This is a genomic window from Rhodococcus sp. DT1 (assembly GCF_049844875.1).
Taxonomy (GTDB): Bacteria; Actinomycetota; Actinomycetes; order Mycobacteriales; family Mycobacteriaceae; genus Rhodococcus.
The window spans coordinates 258,015-276,458 of record NZ_JBNCLW010000005.1 but is presented as its reverse complement, the minus strand read 5'-3'; the positions used below and the strand labels follow the sequence as shown (position 1 = coordinate 276,458).

Here is an 18,444-nt window from a genome sequence, read left to right as displayed (position 1 = left end):
CGAAAGTCGTTCAGGCGACCGGGGATCGGCGACCGGTGAGGGCGGTCAGTGCCTGCACCCAGCGCTGTGACAGCAACTCGAGGGTGCCGGCGCCGACAACTCCGGTGGCCGCGGCGAATTCGCAGTCCAGGACGGGACCGTCCTCGGTGTCCTCGGTGATCGCGTCGACGTGCAGGACGTGATCGAGCGGTGTCGATGGATCCACCGACCCGCCGAGTGCCGGCGCCTCGGGGGCACCCGACCACGGGGCGCCGGTCTCTTCGCCGAGCGTCATCCGGCCGAGGTAGTTGAACACCACCTCGGGTCGGCGGTACCCGGCGAACCGGTCCGCGAACTCCGGATTGAAGCGGTGCAGCACACCGAAACCGACCCCGTTGTCCGGCAGAGCGCGCAACGACCGGGTGGCGCGGGCGAGTGCGTCACCTGCGGCCGGTCCGCCCTCGAGCGCGTCGCCGATGTCGATTCCGGTGAGGTCGAGGGCAACCGGGAACATAGAGGTGAACCATCCGACCGTGCGGGAGATGTCGGCGCCCGGCACCACATCCTCCTCGCGGCCGTGTCCCTCGAGTTCGACACGCACGGTGTCCCCGCCACGCACCGACGCCACTGCCAGAGCGAGCGCGGTGAGCAGCGCCTCGTTGATCGACTCGCCGGCGAGCACCCGTTCGGTCACCGGGACCGGGACACGCACGCGGACCGAGCGGAGCGCGGACACGGTGTCGACGGAAGGATCGAGGCCACGCTCTCCCAGGGACGGCTCGGATGTCGACAGGGCGGGTTCCCAGGCCGGCCAGGACTCGACGACCCGCTCCGATCGTGCCGCCTCCACGAGTCCGGTGGCCCAGGCGCGGAACGGGGTACCGGAGGCGGCGAGCCGAATGGTTCCGCCACCGGCGGCCTGCTCGACCGCGTCCGCCAGGTCCGGGACCAGGATCCGCCACGACACCCCGTCCACGACCAGGTGGTGAACGGCGACGAGGACACGACCCGCGGTCCGGGGCCCGAAATCGAACCACACCACCTGGAGCATCACGCCCGCGTCCGGGTCGAGCGAGGAATAGGCCCGTTCCCGTTCGGCAGCGAACAGGTCCTGCCACCGCGGGTCGTCGACGCCGGCCTCACCGAGATGCGTCGCGTCGACGCGCCGGACCAGTGCATCGATGGCGGGGACCTCCGGCGCGCGCTCCGCCGGGACCGTCCACGTCGGACGAGCACCCCCGGCGCGGAACCGAGATCGCAGCATCGGATGCACATCCAGCAGCGCCGTGACGGCCGTCTGCAACGTGGGCACAGTCAGCCCGGACGGAGCGACGAGCAACCGGGCCTGGGAGAAGCGGCCGAGGTCGCTTCCCCAACCGAGTGCCTCCCACACGATCGGCACGAGCGGGACGTCACCGATCGCTTCGCCGGTGCCGTAGACCCGCTCGTGCACCGGACCGGCCGTGTCGGCCGCCGCGGCCAGATCCGCGACGGTGCGCAGTTCGAAGACCTGACGGGTCGTGATCCGCACACCGGCAGCACGTGCCTTCGAGACGAGCTGCATCGAGACGATGGAATCTCCTCCGAGGGAGAAGAAGTCGTCGTCGGCACCGACGCGGTCCAGACCGAGGACGTCTGCGACGACGGCGGCGAGCGCAGCCTCTGCGGGAGTGCTCGGTTCCCGCGACCCGACGAGCGCCGCGAAATCCGGTTCCGGCAGTGCCTTCCGGTCGACCTTGCCGTTGACGGTCGCGGGGAATCGGTCGAGCACCGTGACGACGGCGGGGACCATGTAGTCGGGCAATGTCACCGCGGTCGCAGCCCGAACGGCGGCCGAGTCGACGTCCCCGTCCGGTGTCACGTAGCCGACGAGTCGAACCACGCCGCGGTTGTCGGTGTGCGCGACCACGACCGCGTCGCGTACGCCGCGTACGGCCGTGAGGGCCGCTTCGACCTCGCCGAGTTCGACGCGGAAACCCCGGATCTTGACCTGGTCGTCGCCGCGACCGAGGAACTCGAGCACGGTGTGACCGTCCGCCCCGGCCACCCGCTTGACGACATCGCCGGTGCGGTACAACCGGGATCCACTGCTGCCGAACGGGTTCGGGACGAACCGGGTGCAGGTGAGGTCGGGACGGCCGAGATAGCCGCGTGCGACACCGTCTCCGGAGATGTAGAGCTCGCCCGCCACGCCCGTCGGAACGGGCCTGAGCATCGCGTCGAGGACGTGCGCGCCGCCGCCGTGCACCGCTCTGCCCAGACACGGTGTATCGGCGTCGGTGACCTTGCCGACGAGGGAGTCGACGGTGCATTCGGTCGGTCCGTACAGGTTGAATGCGCGCCCGTCGGTGAGTTCCCGGAGGCGGCGCCACGACGCGGGGTTGACGGCTTCACCGCCGAATCCCACCGTGGCGGGACGGTGCGGATGGTCGTAGAGCCCTGCGGCGAGCATCCGGTCGAGGAAGGACGGGGTGACCTCGAGGAAATCGAGACGGTGCTCGATCGTGTAGGCGACCATCCGTTCCGGATCGCGCATCGTGTCCTCGTCGAAGACGTGCACGGTGTGGCCGTCGAACATCCAGAGCGTCGGCTGCCACGACGCGTCGAAGCCGAACGACCACGCGTGGCCCACGCCGACGACCTCGCGCTGCGACGCGGCGACCGTGGGCACGTAGAGGTCGGCGCGGTGGCTGTCGAACAGGTTGAGCAAATTCGCGTGGGTGACGGCGACGCCCTTCGGCACGCCGGTCGATCCCGATGTGTAGATCACGTACACGCCGTTGTCCGGGTGCAACACCGCGCGACGGTCCGCGTCGGTCACGGGGGTCGCGGGCAGCGACGCGAGGGCTTTCCGGGTCGCGGGGTCGTCGAGCACGACCACGGGGGTCTCCCCCGCGACGGCGTCGATCCGGCCGGCGACGTCTGCGGTGGTCACGATGACGCACGGTCCGGAGTCCGCAATCATGTGTGCCAGGCGGTCGGCGGGATAGGACGGATCCATGGGCACGTACACGCCGCCCGACCGGATCGCGGCGGCGATGGCCACGATCATGTGCTCGGACCGGGGCAGGGCCAATCCCACGACCGTCTCGGGGCCGACACCGGCACCGATCAGCAGACGTGCCAGACGGGCCGACCGATCCCCGAGTTCTGCGAACGACAATGTCACCGCACCGGACACGACCGCCGGAACGTCCGGGGTGCGGGCGATCTGCGCGTCGAGCAGGTCGGCAACCGTGGCCGCTCCCGACGCGGGCGCGTGCGGGGTGTCCGACCGGCCGAGCACGTTCCGGTGTTCCGCGTCGGTCAGCACGTCGAGGTGCGCGACGGGCACCGGCCGGTCTGCGACGAGTTGCTCGAGGATCCGGACGAGCCGCTGTCCTACCGCTGCGGCGTCGTGCTCACCGAAGACCGCCGGCTGGTATTCGAGCACCAGGCGCAGCGTGTCCTGCAACCCCGCGACGAGGACGAGGGGGAAGTTGGTGGCGTCCGTGCCGTTCATCGCCGACACCCGGACTCCGCTGTCGTGCTGGGCGCGATCGAGGGCGTCGCGGTCCACCGGATAGTTCTCGAACACCAGCAGGGTGTCGAACAGTTCGCCCACTCCTACGGCGCGCTGCACGTCCGCGAGACCGACGTACTGGTGATCCATCACCCGGTTCTGCTCGGACTGCATGCGCGAGAGCAACTCTGCGACCGACTCCTCGGCGGAAGTGCGGACCCGCACGGGGACGGTGTTGATGAACAGTCCGATCACCGACTCCACACCGGGGACGTCCGGCACGCGCCCCGAGACGATCGCACCGAACACCACGTCCGGCCGTCCGGTGAGCGCGGCGAGCAGCAGTCCCCACGCCGTCTGCACCACGGTGTTCACCGTGACACCGCGGGAGCGGCTCACGGACAGAAGCCGCTCCGACAACGCGTCCGGAACCTCGATCGAGAGTTCGCCGGGCAGTTCGGCCTGCATCGACGACCCGGCTGGTGCGACGAGTGTCGGTTCCTCGACACCCGACAACGCCTCGCGCCACACCTCGAGTCCGGCGGCACCGTCCTGGCGGTCGAGCCAGGCGAGGTAGTCGGTGAACGGCACCGCCCGGGCCAGACCCGATGTGTCACCACCGGCCGCGTAGATCTGGAACAGTTCCTGCACCAGCAGCGGCGTGGACCACCCGTCCAGGACGAGATGGTGTGCGGTGAACACCAGGCGCGACCGGTCGTCGGACAACTGCAGCAGGCGGAAGCGGACGAGCGGTGCGGTGTCGGCAGCGAACCGGTCCACACGGTCGGACTCCGCGAATGCGTCGGCGCGTCCGGCAGGGTCGGCGTCCGCGGACAGGTCGATCACCTCGAACGGCGTCTCGACCGCGGTTGCGACGGCCCCGATCGGGACACCCGAAGCGGAGATCCGGAAGCCGGTGCGCAGCACGGCATGCCGTTCGATCAGACGAGAGATGCTGCGGCGCAGCAACACCGTGTCGATCACACCGTCGAGATCGAGAACCGACTGCATCGTGTAGACGTCGACGCCGTCCTCGTCGAGACCCGACAGGAAGTACATGCCGCGCTGCAGCGGGGTCAGCGGTACGACGTCCTCGAGCCCGCCGGTGACCGCGCGGCCGAGTTCCGCCGTCTCCTCGACCGTCAGCCCGGTCGCCGTCAGATCGGACGGGGTGAGGGAAACTGCGGCGGGTTCGTCTGCGACACGGGACAGGGTGGCGAGCGCCTCGCCCCAGGCGCGGGCGATCCGCTCTGCCGTCACGGCGTCCAGTAGGCCGGTGGCATAGGTGAATTCGGCGGACAGCACCGGACCGTCCGGGCCGTCGTCGGTGATCGCGTTGACATCGAGCACATGATCGAGCGGCGTGGCCGGGTCGACGGATCCGCCGAGCGCGGCAGCCTCGGGAGCCGCCGACCACGGAGCCGACGCGGTCTCCCCGAGCGTCATGCGTCCGAGATAGTTGAAGACGATCTCGGGAGCGCGGTAGCCGGTGAACAGGTCGTCGTCCCCGCCGGACAGGCGCCGCAGGATCCCGAATCCGATTCCGTTGTCCGGTACCGCGCGCAGCGACTCCTTGACGTGGGCGAGGCAGAGGGCAGGGTTGTCGGGAGATGCGCCGAGGTCGAGGACGACGGGATACATCGAGGTGAACCAGCCGACCGTGCGGGACAGGTCGGCGCCGGGCACGATGTGCTCCTCGCGGCCGTGTCCTTCCAGGTGCACCCGGACCGCCGATCCGCCGCGGACCGACGTCACCGCCATCGCAAGGGCTGCGAGCAGGACATCGGCGACGCCGGTGCGGAAGGCGGCGGGTACAGAGGTGAGGATGCGTGCGGTGATGTCGCCGGGAACCTGTACCTCGACCGACGCCGATGTCGACACCGTGTCGCGGGCGGGGTCCAGCGCGCGGGAACCGAGCGCGGCCTGCTCGCTCGTGCCGCCCGCGGTGTCGGTGCAGGATCGCGACCACACCAGGCGCGACTGTGTCACCCGATCCGACTGTGCTGCCTCCGCGAGTCCGGTCGCCCAGTCCCGGAACGACGTTCGCGGTTCCTCGAGCGCACCGGCGGCACCACGGCGGGCACCGTCCACCGCACTCGCGAGGTCCGGGACGAGGATGCGCCAGGACACCCCGTCGACGACGAGGTGGTGCACCGTCACCAGCACGCGGCCGGGCACCTCGGGTCCGGCGTCGAAGAAGACGAGCTGCACCATCACGCCGGCAGCGGGATCGATCGCGGCTCGGGCGGCGTCCTGGGCGGCGGTGAACTCCGCCTGCCACCGGTCGGAGTCGAGTCCACGCACGTCCACGTGCCGGACCAGCCCCTCGGCATCGGGTACCTCCTCGGGCACGGTCCAGGAGGCAGGCGCGTTCCCGTCGGCCTCGACGGTGAAGCGCGACCGGAGCATGTGGTGGGTTGTCAGCAGAGCACGCACACCGGCGACGAGGTCGCCGGTGGAGAGACCCGCGGGTGTCACCAGCAGGCGGGACTGGGTGAATGTCCGCAGCGTGTGGGCAGACATGTGCGTGAGGGTGTCGTAGACGATCGGGGTGAGCGGAACCGGTCCGACGGCCGGGGTCGTCTCGCGTCCCGCCTCCGCTGCGGGCGCGGTGTCGTGCGCCGCCGCGATCGCGGCCGCGGTGCGCAGTTCGAACACCTGACGCGCGGTGACCTGGATGTCGGCGGCCCGGAGTCGCGCCACCAGCTGAATCGAGACGATGGAGTCCCCGCCGAGGGTGAAAAAGTCGTCGTCGACACCTACGCGTTCGAGACCGAGTACGTCGGCGAACGCGCTGCACAACGTCGTCTCGAGTTCCGTAGTCGCCTCGCCGGAACCTGTCAGAGCCGCGAAATCCGGTTCGGGAAGGGCCTTCTTGTCGATTTTTCCGTTCGCCGTCACCGGAAGAGCCGGCAGCACGACCACGGTGGCCGGAACCATGTACTCGGGCAGGCGCGTTGCGAGGGCGGTACGCAGATCCGCGGGCTCGAGAGCGTCGTCGGCCACCACGTAGGCGACCAGTCTGGCCACGCCCCTCCCGTCCGTGTGCGGAACGACCACGGACGCCCGCACGCCCGGATACGCGTCGGCCGCGGCCTCGACCTCGGCGGGTTCGATGCGGTAGCCGCGGATCTTGACCTGGTCGTCGTCTCGGCCCACGTATTCCAGAACGCCTGCGCGGGTCCAGCGCACCACGTCTCCGGTGCGGTACATGCGCTCACCGGACCCGGCACAGGGGTCGGCCACGAAGCGGTCGGCGCTCAGGCCCGGCCGTCCGAGATACCCTCGCGCGACACCGTTTCCGGCGATGTACAACTCTCCTGCCACGCCGGGCGCGACGGGCCGCAACCAGTGGTCGAGCACGTACAGCCGGGTGCCCGGCGTCGGCCCGCCGATCGTGACCGGCCCGTCGGAGATGCGCGCATACGAGGCATCCACGGTGCACTCGGTGGGGCCGTAGCAGTTGAAGGCTTCGACACCGGATCCGGCGAGCGTGCGCCACAGGTCGCCGCTCACGGCCTCACCGCCGACGGTCACCTTGGCCGGCCGGTGGTGTGCGGGATCGAGGAGGCCGCCCTCGAGCAAGCGGGTCATGAGTACGGGCACCGTGTCGACGTAGTCGATGCGATGGGCGCGGACGTACTCGACGAGGTAGTCCACGTCGGTCCGGCGGTCGTCGTCCGGGAGGTGCAGGGTGTGCCCGTCGAACAGCCACGTGAGCGCGGCGACGGCGGAGTCGAATGCGAACGGATACGTCAGCAGCACACGCCACTGACCCCCGCGCGGCTCCCGTATCCCGGGCAACATCAACGTGTTTCTCTGGGCCGCGTGAAGATCTGCGAGATTGCCGTGGGAGACGACGACCCCCTTCGGAGTCCCCGTCGAGCCGGACGTATAGATCACGTAGGCGGCGTGTCCCGCTCGCAGCGGTGCGCGGCGGTCACCGTCCGTGACCGGGTGCGCCGGGAACTCTGCACGGGTCCGTTCCACAGCGGGATCGTCGAGCAGCAGCACGTCGGCTCCGGCGAGCACGTCACCGAGTTCTCCGGCGACTGCGGACGTACTGATCACGACGACCGGCGCAGCGTCGGTCACCATATGCTTCAGCCGGTCGGCCGGGTACGACGGGTCGAGAGGCAGGTACGCCCCGCCTGCGGCGAGCACCGCCACGATCGCCTCGACCATCACGGCAGTGCGCGGCAGTGCGAGTCCGACACGGTCGTCGGGACCCACACCTCGTGCGATGAGTAGCCGTGCGAGACGGGCGGACTCGGTGCCCAGGTCGTCGAACGTGAGCCGCTGGTCGCCACTCACCACCGCGAGATCGCCGGAACGCTTCCGGAACTGCCGGGTGAGCGCATCCACGACGGTCCCCGTGGCAGGGTCCGCAGCCGCAGAAGACCCGGCTCCCGAAGACCCGGCTCCCGAAGACCATGCTCCGAGAACCTGCTCGCGCTCCGCCCCGGGCAACACGTCGAGTGCCGCGACGGGTGCCTCCGCATCGGACGCCAGGGCCTCGAGGATCGCGACGAGCCGGGACCCGAGGGCCGCCGCATCGTCACGGGTGAACAGCGCCGGACGGTAGTCGAGCTTCACGACGAGGTCGTCGGCGAGTCCTGCGGTGAGGACGAGCGGATAGTTGGTGGCGTCGTGTGCCTCCACACCGGCGATGGTGACGCCGCCGGACTGTTGCGCGCGCTCGAGCGCCTCGCGGTCCACCGGGTAGCTCTCGAAGATGGTGAGAGTGTCGAACAACTCGCCGATCCCGGCGTCGCGCTGGATGTCCGCGAGCCCGAGATACTGGTGGTCCACCGTGCGCGACTGATCGAGCTGGACCCGCCGCAGCGTCTCGGTGACGGTGCCGCGTGGGTCGAGCCGGACACGGACGGGGACGGTGTTGATGAACAAGCCGACCATGGATTCGACGCCGGCGAGTTCGGGTGGGCGGCCCGACACGGTCGCGCCGAACACGATGTCGTCGCGCCCGAGCAGACCGGACAGGAGCATCGCCCAGGCGGTCTGCAGCACGGTGTTGAACGTGACGCCTGCCGTGCGGGTCAGCGTGCCGAGACGCTCGGCGAGGCCGGGGGGCACGGTGACGGCCAGCTCGGCGCACGGCTCGGTGGCGCGGGTGGATCCGGGCGGGGCGACCAGGCTGGGCTCGGTGAATTCGGCGAGGGTCTCGCGCCACAGCTGCCGCGCGGTGCCGTGGTCCTGCCGTTCCAGCCATGCCAGGTAGTCGCGATAGGGCCGCACCGGGCCGAGCACCGTACCGGCGCGCGCGGCGGGTTCGCCCGCCGCATACAGCTCGAGAAGCTCCCGCACCATGATCGGCGTGGACCATCCGTCGACGACGATGTGATGCGTGGTGAGGAGCAGCCGCACGTCGTCGGCACCGAACCTGACGAAGTGCCATCGCACGAGCGGGGGCTGGGTGAGGTCGAACCAGTGGCGGAGGTCGGCGTCGATCAGGTCCTGCATGCGCCGTTCCGCTTCCGGGCCCGGTGTTCCCGTCAGATCCACGCTGCGCCAGGGCGCTTCGACACCGCGTACGACGAGTCCTGCGGTGCGCCCGTCCTTGCGGGGCCGGAAACACGTCCGCAGCGACGCATGCCGGTCGAGCAGCGCCTGCGCTGCCGTGCACATGCGATCCTCGTCCACCGTTCCCGACAGACGCAGCACCGACTGCACGGTGTACGCGTCGGGCTCGGCGCTGCCGTCGTTGCCGGCCGGCTCGGCGGGAGCGGCGATCGTGCTCAGGTAGAGCAGACCCTGCTGCAGCGGCGAGAGCGGAACGATGTCTTCGAGCGCAGTGGAGCGAGTCATGGCAGCTTTCCGGGGCGGAGACGGGCGTGTCGGGCACGACGAACACGGCCCCCGAGTCGGGGACATCGGGGGCCGTTCGGTCGATGGCAGCCGCGGTGGTCGACCGCGACAGTGTTACTGCTTCTGGTTCGCGGGCAACTTGTCGAGCGCGGCGTCGATGGAGTCGAGTGCGAGCAGCGCGGTTTCGTACGTGGCGGCGTTGGCGTGCTGGACGCCGACGAGGTTGCCGGCCTTGACGGCGGGCAGGTTCTGCCACAGCGGCGAGTCGAAGACTTCCTGGAGTTCGGCGGAGACCGAGCCGTCCGCTTCGAGGCCGTAGACGATCACGTCGGCGTCCGCGAGGTTCTGCGGCAGCTGCTCGAGCGAGACGTATTCGCCGTGGACGTCTGCGGGATCGACGGGCTCGCCGGGGAACGTGAAGCCGAGGTCGTCGAACAGGTTGGTGGTGTAGGACGACTTGTACTCGCGGAAGAACTCACCCGGCTCGGTGCCGCAGGTGCTGCACAGGCCGGCGAAGTTCAGGCTGCCGAGGGTATCCGCGTACTTGTCCGCGATCTCGGTGGCACGCGCTTCGTACTCCGACTTGAACTCCCCGTAGGCGTCACCGACGTTGGCGGCGTCGGCGTACTGCTCGCCGAGCGAGCGCCAGTCGCCGGGGTTGGTGGGGCCGAGGAACACGACCGGCGCAAGGGCCTCGAGCTTGGCCATGTCGACCTGGGACTGCACGCGGGCCGGAACGCCCATGATGATCAGGTCGGGCTCGGCAGCCGTGATGGCCTCGTAGTTCAGCTCACTCGCAGCTCCGTCGGGTGCCACCTTCGGCAGTTCCTCGTACGCGGCGAGGGTCTCCTCGTCCATGCTCCCGATCTCGCGGGTCCATTCGCACACCGCGGCGAGGTTCGCCCCGGCCTGGATGAGCGGGAACGCGGCGTAGCCACAGGCGACGATGCGCTGCGGATCGGACGGGATCTCGATCGAGCCGTTCTGCGCCTCGAACGTCCGGGTAGCAGCCGCCTCCGTGCTGTCCGAGGCATCGCCGCTGTCGCTCGAGCAGCCCACCAGGCCGGCCGTGAGCAGCGCAGCCGCACCGAGAACCGCGACGCTACGCGCCCGGCTACGTTCAAGAACCCGCATGACGTTTCTCCCAGATGTGTTCTCGCCGGGATGTACCCCCGGTCACGATTGGTTAGGCTAACCGAAACAATTGGCCACGCCAAGCGTCACGATCATCCGAATTCCAAGGCGAACTCGTCGATCTCCGACTGATCGAGGCCACCGAGAGTCAGATCCGACGGAGTGAATCCACCGGCATCCCCCGACGCCGCGTGTCCGGCCAGCGCCTCCAGTGCCGCAACCCAGCACTCCACGAGGTCTGCGACCACGTGCTCGGGCACCAGTGCCGGGCTGTAGCCGAACGTGCCCCGGAGCACCGGCCCCTCCCCCGTTTCCTCGGTGAAGACGCCGATTTCGAGCGCGTGGTTCACCGGCATGTCGGCCTCGGTGGCGCCGCCGAGACCGGCCGATTCCGGCGCACTCGACCACGGCTGCCCTTCCGCCTCACCCAGCGTCAGTCTGCCCAGGTAGTTGAACCCGATCTCGGGAGCAGCCGCCGACGCGAGAACCTGCCGTCCCTGTTCGTCGAGATGCCGAAGAATCCCGAATCCGATACCGCTGTCGGGGATCTCGCGAAGTTGCTCCTTGACCTTCTTGAGTGCCTCACCGGCATTCCGGCCACCTGCGAAGGCGTCGTCGAGGTCTGCCCCCGACACGTCGAGCCTGGCCGGGTACAGGCTCGTGAACCATCCGACGGTGCGCGACAGATCGGCGCCGGCCACCACCTGCTCTTCTCGTCCGTGCCCTTCGAGATCCACCACCACCGCACCCGCGCCACACACCCGGGCTGTGGCCAGTGCCAGCGCGGTGAGCAGAACGTCGTCGACACCCGCGTGGAATTGCTCGGGCACCGTCGTGAGCAGAGCCTCCGTCACTGCGACCGGCACGTCGACATGCGCCTGCGCCGTCGCGGACATCGTGTCCCGCGTGGGATCGACAGGGCGGGAAGCGAAGGCGGCACGGCCGCCGGGCGCCGTGATACGACGCCACAACGGCAGTTCGGTTCGTCGCGCCGGCGCGGCCTCGAGCAAGCCGCGAGCCCAGACACGCAGCGGGGTACCGGACCGGAGCGGCGCGGTACCCGCGACGGCCTCGGCGAGGTCCGGGACCAGAATCCGCCACGACACCCCGTCCACCACCAGGTGGTGCACCGCGAACAGCACCCGGCCCTGCACGCCGGGGCCCGGATCGAAGAACACGACGCGCACGAGTTCCCCGGACCCGGGGTCCAGCGCCGCGTACGCCTCCTCGGTCGCCGCGACCATCACCGCGGACGGGTCGTCCAGGCCGGAGATGTCGACCCGGGTGACCACGTGCGCAGCCGACACCGCACCCACCGGCAGGACCTCGAGAACGCGTGCAGCCGAGTCGAACACCGAACGCAGCGCGTCGTGGACGTCGAGCAGGGATTGCACGGCGCCGGTCAGTTCGCCGAGCGTGAGGCCTTCCGGGGTACGCAGCAGCCTGGACTGCGCGTACCTGGCGTACGGTCCCCCTCGGTCCAGCAGGTCGTGAACGATGGGCGTCGCCGGAATGCTGCCGAGCGCCGCCGCGACATCCGTTTCCTGCCGGCCTGTATCCACCTCGGCGACGCGGGCCAGACCGGCGACGGTCCGGTGCTCGAAAACGTGCCGCGCGGTGAACCGCAGACCCGCCGCGCGGGCCTTGGCCACGAGCTGGATCGACACGATGGAATCACCACCGAGAGAGAAGAAGTCGTCGTCGAGGCCGACCGCGTCGAGTCCGAGCACGTCGGCCACCACGGCGCAGAGCCGCCGCTCCATGTCGTTGCCCGCCACCCGGCCGGCCGTCGCGGGTGCGAACACCGGGACGGGGAGCGCGGCCCGGTCCACCTTGCCGTTCGCGGTCAGCGGGAACTCCTCGAGCACCACCACCGCAGCGGGCACCATGTGGTCGGGCAGCCGTTCGGCCGTGTATGCCCGGACCGCGTCACCGTCCACCTGCGCAGTCCCCGGCACGACGTAGCCGACGAGACGTCTGCGTCCGGGTTCGTCCTCGCGGGCGAGCACAGCGGCAGCTGTCACGTCCGGATGTCCGGCGAGTACCGCCTCGACCTCACCGAGTTCGATACGGAACCCGCGAATCTTGACCTGATCGTCGGCGCGGCCGAGATATTCGAGGCGATGGGGCACCGGGGATGTCCACCGCACCATGTCGCCGGTGCGGTACAAGCGGGCACCCGGTGTGCCGAACGGGTCGGCCACGAACCTTCCGGCCGTGAGGCCGTGCCGGCCGAGGTATCCCCGGGCCACGTGCGGACCGCCGACGTACAGCTCACCCGGCACACCCGGCGCCACGGGGCGCAGGTAGCGGTCGAGGACGAGCGCACGACCCCCGGCGATGGGCTCGCCGATATGCGGCGCCACGTCCGCCGTCATGACTGCGGCAGTCGCGTCCACCGTGCACTCGGTGGGTCCGTAGATGTTCAGTGCGCGCAGCCCCGGAGTGGCGGCGAGCCGGGCCCACAGCTCGGCGGGCACGGCCTCGCCGCCGACGGCGACCACCGACGGGCGGTGATCCGCGGCGGGGTCGAGAAGCCCTTCTGCGACGAGTTGCGTCATCAGCACCGGCGCGCAGTCCAGGGCGTCGATCCGATGGCCGCGGACATAGCCGACGATGCCGTCTGCGTCGGCGGTCAACTCTTCGGGGAGCACGTGCACGGTGTGGCCGCCGAGCATCGCGAGCAACTGGTCGACCGAGGAATCGAACGCGAAGGTGTAACTGAGCAGCACCCGCAGCCGCTGTTCTGCCGGGTCACCGTAGGTGCCGGAACGCACCGTCTCCCAGAGATTCACCACACCGCGGTGCGGCACGACGACGCCCTTCGGCAGACCGGTGGAACCGGAGGTGTAGACCACGTAGGCGGCGTTGTCCGCACCGGCGCGACCGCGCAGCTCCGTGGGCCGCGACGGCATGCTCGCGTCGCCGCACTCCGCGACCGCACTCTCGTCGAGCACGACGGTCACCCCTGCATCGCGCATCATGTAGTCGATGCGCTCGAGCGGGTAGTTCGGGTCGATCGCCAGGTACGCCGCACCCGCCTTCCAGACACCGAGAATCGCGGCGACCACGGCGCTTCCCCGCGGTAGCCGCAGCGCGACGACCGTTTCTGCCCGGACACCGCGATCCACGAGATGACACGCGATCCGGTCGGACCACGCGTCGAGTTCCCCGAACGTCAGGGTTTCCTCCGCGGAGACGACGGCGGGGAGGTGCGGCGCCGCGGCAACCGTGCGGTCGAACAGGTCGACCAGCGTCTCCGGAACGGGTTCCGGGCGTGCGGGTTCCGGTGCCGGCCGGCCGGCGCGAAGCCAGTCGCGTTCGGCGCCGGAGAGCAGGTCGACACGGGACAGGGGACGGTCGGGGTCTCCGGCCAGAGCGGCGAACCCACGCACCACGCGCGCGGCGAAAGACTCGGCGGTGTCGTGGTCGAACAGATCACGGGCGTATTCGACGCGTACCCGCATGGACCCGTCCGGCGTGTCCACGACGTCGAATGTCAGATCGAATATCGCGGCATCGTTGGGGACGAGGGACACCTCGGGCGCCAGGTGCTCGAACGCACGCAGGGCAGGTGGGTTCCGGTACTGCACCATCACCTGGAACAGGGGGTGGCGGGCGGCACTTCGCTCGGGGTCGAGGGCCTCGACGACCCGGTCGAACGACACGTCCTGGTGGGCGTACGCGGCGATGTCGGCGTTCTTGATGCGGGCCAGCAGTTCCCGCACGGTCGGGTCACCGGACAGGTCGGTGCGCAGGACCACCATGTTGACGAAGAACCCCACGAGATCGTCGAGTTCGGAGGCGGGCCGGCCCGCGGTGGGTGAGCCGATCGGGATGTCCTCCCCCGCCCCGCTGTGGGAGAGCGCGAGCGCCACGGCGGCGTGCACCATCATGAACATCGTCGTGCCGGTGTCGCGGCCGGCGGCGCGGACCGCGTCGGCGAGTCCGGCCGGGACCGCGAGTTCGACGCCGCCACCGGCGAACGATGCCACGGCCGGGCGGGGCCGGTCGGTTGCCAGCTCGAGTTCCGCGGGTAGACCCGCGAGCTCGGTGCGCCAGAAGTCGAGTTGCCGTCCGGCGAGCCCGGTCTGGTCCTTCGGGTCGCCGAGCAGTTCACGCTGCCACACCGCGTAGTCCGTGTACTGGACGGGCAGTGGAGCCGGCTCGGTGACGGCGGCACCTGTGTGCGCGGAGTAGAAGGTTCCGAGGTCCCGCAGCAGAATCGGCGTGGACAGTTCGTCGCTCGCGATGTGGTGCACGAGCAGCAACAGGATGCTCTCGCCGGGCGCGACGGTGAACAGCCGCACCCGGACGGGGGTTTCGCGCTCGAGGTCGAATGCGTAGCGCGCCGCCGACCTCACGTCCGCCTCCACCGTGTCCGGGCCGGTCTCCACGACGGCGAACGGCGTCTCGACGTGCTCGAGTACCCGCTGCATCCCGGTTCCGTCCCGTTCGGTCAGCACCGTGCGCAGGCTGTCGTGGCGGGCGACGACGTCGGCGACGGCACGGCGCATCGCGTCGGCGTCGACGTCGCCGTGCAACCGCACGGTCAGAGGAACGTTGTACGTGGGGCTGGGCCCCTCCATCCGGAACAGGAACCACAACCGTTGCTGCGCAAACGACAGCGGGACGAGGTCCCCGTGCTTCCTCGCGACCAGCGGTGGTCGTGCGGGCCCGGCGTCCAGACCCGCGCTCTCGCAGCGCACAGCCAGTCCGGCCACCGTCGGATGGTCGAATACTTCCCGGATCGCCAGTTCGACACCGAGAGTGTCCCGCACCCGGGCGAGAAGCTTCGCTGCCGAGAGCGAGTGTCCACCGAGTGCGAAGAAGTCGTCGTCGGCGCCGACGCTGTCGAGGCCCAGAATCTCTGCGAACAGCTCACACAGGCGGCGTTCGAGTTCGGTGGCCGGAGGTCGCGAGGAGACGAGCGTGGCGAAATCCGGTGCGGGAAGCCCCTTCCGGTCCAGCTTTCCGTTCGAGGTCAGCGGTAGCTCACCCAGCACGACGAGTGCAGCAGGCACCATCGGTGCCGGGAGCCACTCGGTCAGTTGCGCCCGGGCGACCGCCGGATCGAGTGCATCGCCGACGAGGTAGCCCACGAGTTGTGTAGTACCGGCAGCGTCCGTGTGAATCGCCGACACGGCGTGCACCACACCGGCAAGCCGCAGCAACGCCGCGTCCACCTCCCCGAGTTCGATGCGGAACCCGCGCACCTTCACCTGGTTGTCGACGCGGCCGCGGTAGACGATGTTCCCGTCCTCCGTCCACATCGCGCGGTCGCCCGTGCGGTAGAGGCGCGCGTGGACGGGATCGGCCGAGCCCGTCCCGAACGGGTTCGCGACGAACCGGGTCGCGGTGAGGGAGGGCGCGTCGAGATAACCGCGGACGACACCCGGACCGGACAGGTACAGCTCCCCCTCCGTTCCCGGCGGCACCGGGGCGAGACCGCTGTCGAGGAGGTAGGCGCGCAAGTTCGCGACCGGCCGCCCCACCACGGGAGTCTCGCTGTCGTGCACCTCGGCCACGAGGGCGTCGACACTGCACTCGGTGGGGCCGTAGAAGTTGAACGCGGCGCCGCGGCGCGCGCGCAGGTTCTCCCACAGCCGGCCGGTGGCCGCGTCACCGCCGAAGCCGAGGGTGGAGACGGTGTTCTCGGGAAGCATCCCGTCCTCGACGACGTGGTCGAGTTGCGCCGGCGACAGTTCGACGAAGTCCCAGTCCTCGCGCAACGCCTGTTCGGTCAGTCGTGCGGGGTCGCGCTGGGCGGATTCGTCGACGATGTGGAGGGTGTGCCCGGCGAGCATCCACAGCAGGGGTTGCACGGAGGCGTCGAACGCGAGCGACCACGCGAGTCCGAGGTGCAGGTGGTCGTGCCCGGCTTCGCGTGCGGCGCGGGTGAACACCTGCTCGCGGTGGCTGTGCAGGAGATTGACCAGGCCGCGGTGTGGGGCGACCACGCCCTTGGGCCGTCCTGTGGATCCGGAGGTGTAGATGACGTACGCGACCGAGTCGGGCGTGGGCCCCGACCGTCCGACGGGTGGCAGATCTGTCTCCACACGGCCGCCGATGTCGGTGTCGGTGTCGGTGTCGGTGTCGGTGTCGTCGAGGAGAATCCGGCGGGTGGCACCGTCGGCGTCCGCAACCCGTCCGTCCGTGGTGCGGTCGGTGAGCACGTACACGGGCGATGCGTCGGCCAGCACGTACGCGAGGCGCTCGAGTGGCTGGTCGATGTCGAGCGGCACATACGCCGCGCCGGTTTCGAGCACTGCGAAAATCGCGACGACGGCGTCGACCGTACGCGGCAGTGCGATCGCGATCCGCGGTTCGGCAGCGTCGCCGAGTCCCTCGGACGCGAGATATCGCGCGAGCCGGTCGACCCGCGTGCGCAACTCCGCGTAGGTCAGCGTGGTTGTGGCGTCCGCGAGCGCCGGCACGTCGGGTGTCGCGGCGGCCTGCCGGTGCAGCAGATCGACGAGAGTCAGGTCCGATTCGACCGGTATGTCCGGAGATGCGCTCCAGCACTCCAGGATTCGTGTCCGCTCGGCGGGAACGAGGATCGGCAGTTGCGCGAGCGATGTCGCCGGATCGAGGGTGGTCACGGAATCGAACAACTGCTCGAGACGTGCGGCGTGAAGCCGCAGGTCGTCCTCGTCGTAGAGGTCGGCGTCGGCGTCGACGAAGACTTCCAGGCCGGCGCTCTCGTCCAGGGGCCGCACCGTGATCATGAAATCCTGGAGTGGTCCGCGGGCGATCGAGTGCACGGCGGCGGTGATGTCGGCGAAGCGGAACCGGTCGCCGAACGGTTTGACGTTGACGGACGGGCCGATGACGCCGCGCGACCCGGCGGGCAGGCGCAGGTCGCGTTGGATGTCCTCACCGCGGTAGCGGTAGTGCTTGCGGCACCGGGCAACCGAATCGCGGACCTGCCCGACGAGGCCGGACAGACTGTCGCGTGCGGCGGGGCGCAGCCGCAACGGCACGACGTTGACCGCCGTCATCGGCACATTCAGTGCGGCGGAACCGAGCCTGTTCATCACCGGGAATCCGATGGTGATGTCGTCCCGTCCGGTCGCACCGCGCAGGTACGCGGCGACCAGGGCGGTCACCGCGTCGCCCCAGCTTCCGCGAGCGGATTTGCCGAGTGCGGCGAGCGCGTTCTGCTGCTGTGCGTCGAGGGTGAACCGGACCGCCCGGGAACGACGCGCGATTCCGCTCGCTCCGGGGCTCAGCGCCACCGCTTCCTCGACGTCCGCGAGGTAGTCGGCCCAGAACGCCCGGTCGGCGGCGAAGTCGTCCGACTCGCGGTAGCTCTCCTCTTCCCGCACGACCGGTTCGACGGGGGCGAAGCGGTGCGCGGCCGGTTCGGTGCCCGCGACGAGGGCTGTGTAGTGCTCGCCGATGCGGCGGTTGAACAGGGAGAACCCGAACGCGTCGAACACGAGGTGATGCCCGCACACGTACAGCACGACACGGTCGTCCGCGAGGCGCAGTACGGCGGCGCGGACGCACACGTCGACGGCCGGATCGACGGCGCGTGCCAGGTCGTTCGTCATCCACTCGTGGGCCGCGGCCCACGGGTCCGGCGCGCCGCGCACGTCCACGACGGGCGGGTCGGCGAGTTGTCTGCGTCCGGGAAACTGGACGACCGTACCGTCGGGCTGGGTTTCGAAGGCCGCGACCAGGGCCTCACAGTCGTCGGCGGCGCGGCGCACCGCCGCCACCAGGGCGTCCGTATCGACCGATCCGCGCAGTTCGAGGCATTCCGAGGTGTTGAAAATCGGGTTGTCGGGGGTCAATTGCTGAGCGAACCATACGCCCGTCTGGGCGCGCGTAAGCGCGAGTCCCGAAGTCGACGGCCTGGACGTGGGCACTGTCATCCCCTTTTCTGCGTTCGAAAACTCTTGGGCCCGAGCAGAACACCCGTGTTGCGCAACTCTCGGCAATGCGGAACAGTACCAAAGGTAAGGCTAACCGTATATGTTGCTGAAGCGATCTTGTGC

3 protein-coding genes are annotated in these 18,444 nt (G+C 69.9%); all 3 read right to left on the bottom strand.

Features of this window, described 5'->3' with window-relative positions; all coding sequences use genetic code 11:
• Positions 1-10: 10 nt before the first annotated feature.
• Positions 11-9,307 carry an amino acid adenylation domain-containing protein gene (locus tag ACLQ3J_RS14610; protein WP_425903705.1) on the bottom strand — a complete coding sequence of 3,099 codons (9,297 nt, stop codon included), beginning with the start codon at positions 9,305-9,307 and terminating at the stop codon, positions 11-13.
• Between the two features lie 114 nt (positions 9,308-9,421).
• Positions 9,422-10,441: an ABC transporter substrate-binding protein gene (locus ACLQ3J_RS14605; protein WP_169621318.1), complete on the bottom strand. Its 1,020-nt coding sequence runs from the start codon at positions 10,439-10,441 to the stop codon at positions 9,422-9,424.
• A 92-nt stretch (positions 10,442-10,533) separates the two neighbouring features.
• On the bottom strand, positions 10,534-18,315 hold the full coding sequence (locus tag ACLQ3J_RS14600) for an amino acid adenylation domain-containing protein (protein ID WP_425903859.1): 7,782 nt from the start codon (positions 18,313-18,315) through the stop codon (positions 10,534-10,536).
• Positions 18,316-18,444 lie beyond the last annotated feature (129 nt).

Bases quoted from the DNA above. Each gene is read 5' to 3' on its own strand.
- ACLQ3J_RS14605 (WP_169621318.1), bottom strand. From the start codon at position 10,441: ATGCGGGTTCTTGAACGTAGCCGGGCGCGTAGCGTCGCGGTTCTCGGT.
- ACLQ3J_RS14610 (WP_425903705.1), bottom strand. From the start codon at position 9,307: ATGACTCGCTCCACTGCGCTCGAAGACATCGTTCCGCTCTCGCCGCTG.